The following is a 1,100-nucleotide window of genomic DNA, read 5'->3' on the forward strand; positions in this document are numbered from 1 at the left end:
CGCTGGTCTTCATGTATTTCGCCAATGTCTGGTTCGGCACCTCGATCGGCGGCCTGGTCGATCCGCAATATCTCAACCAGCCGATGAGCTGGGCCAAGGCTGCTTCGGTGCTGGAGCACCTGTGGATTCCGGTGATCATCATCGGTGCCGGCGGAACGGCCGGGATGATCCGCGCCGTGCGTGCCAACCTCCTCGACGAGTTGCAGAAGCAGTACTACGTCACCGCCCGTGCCAAGGGCCTGCCGCCCGGCAAGGCGCTGCGCAAATACCCGCTGCGCATGTCGCTGAACTTCTTCGTCTCCGACATCGGCGACATCCTGCCCTCGATCGTCTCCGGCGCCGAGATCGTAGCCATCGTCCTCTCTCTGCAGACGACCGGTCCGCTGCTGATCCGCGCCCTCCAGAGCCAGGACATGTATCTCGCCGGCTCCTTCCTGATGTTCCTTTCCTTCCTGACCGTGATCGGCGTGTTGATCTCCGACATCGCGCTGGCGATCCTCGATCCGCGGATCCGCCTGCAGGGCGAGGCGACCAAGTGAACCAGGCCGCGACACCGCCTTCGCCGGCTTTGGGATTGCCACCCGATGGCGCACCGCTGCCGCACACGGCCTCCACGGCGCCGTTCGAACCGAACGCCGTCGAGGTGATGACGCCCGAGCAGGAGCGCGTCTATCTCGCCTCGCAGTCGCAGCTGATGTGGTGGAAGTTCCGCCGCCACAAGCTCGCGCTGGTCTCGGGCGTCGTCATCATCGTCATCTATGCGATGGCGGCCTTTGCCGAATTCCTGGCGCCCTACCACTACACCACGCGCAACACCGACTTCATCCGCGCCCCGCGCCAGGAGGTGCATCTCTTCCACGAGGGGCGCTTCCTCGGCCCCTTCGTCTACCCCTACACGCAGCGCCTCAATATGGAGAACCTGAAGCGCGAATACGACGTCGATCGCAGCCGCCCGCAGCCCCTGCGCTTCTTCTGCCGCGGCGAGGAATACCGTTTCTGGAACCTCATTCCCGGCAATCTGCATTTCGTCTGCCCGCCCGAGGGTGGCACGCTGTTCCTGCTCGGCTCGGACCGGCTCGGCCGGGACATGCTCTCGCGCA

General features: G+C 64.7%; 1 protein-coding gene and 1 pseudogene. Both read left to right on the plus strand.

What is annotated here, in order from left to right; all coding sequences use genetic code 11:
• Positions 1 to 539, plus strand: a 539-nt coding sequence (locus AX750_RS11255; protein WP_156462442.1) for an ABC transporter permease, incomplete at its 5' end; no start/stop codon positions are given.
• Positions 536 to 1,100, plus strand: a pseudogene (locus AX750_RS11260) (ABC transporter permease); the annotation flags it as partial. The gene AX750_RS11255 and the pseudogene AX750_RS11260, both read left to right, overlap by 4 nt.

Source organism: Methylobacterium sp. CCH7-A2 (genome assembly GCF_001557075.1).
In the GTDB taxonomy this organism is placed as follows: domain Bacteria; phylum Pseudomonadota; class Alphaproteobacteria; order Rhizobiales; family Beijerinckiaceae; genus Allobosea; species Allobosea massiliensis.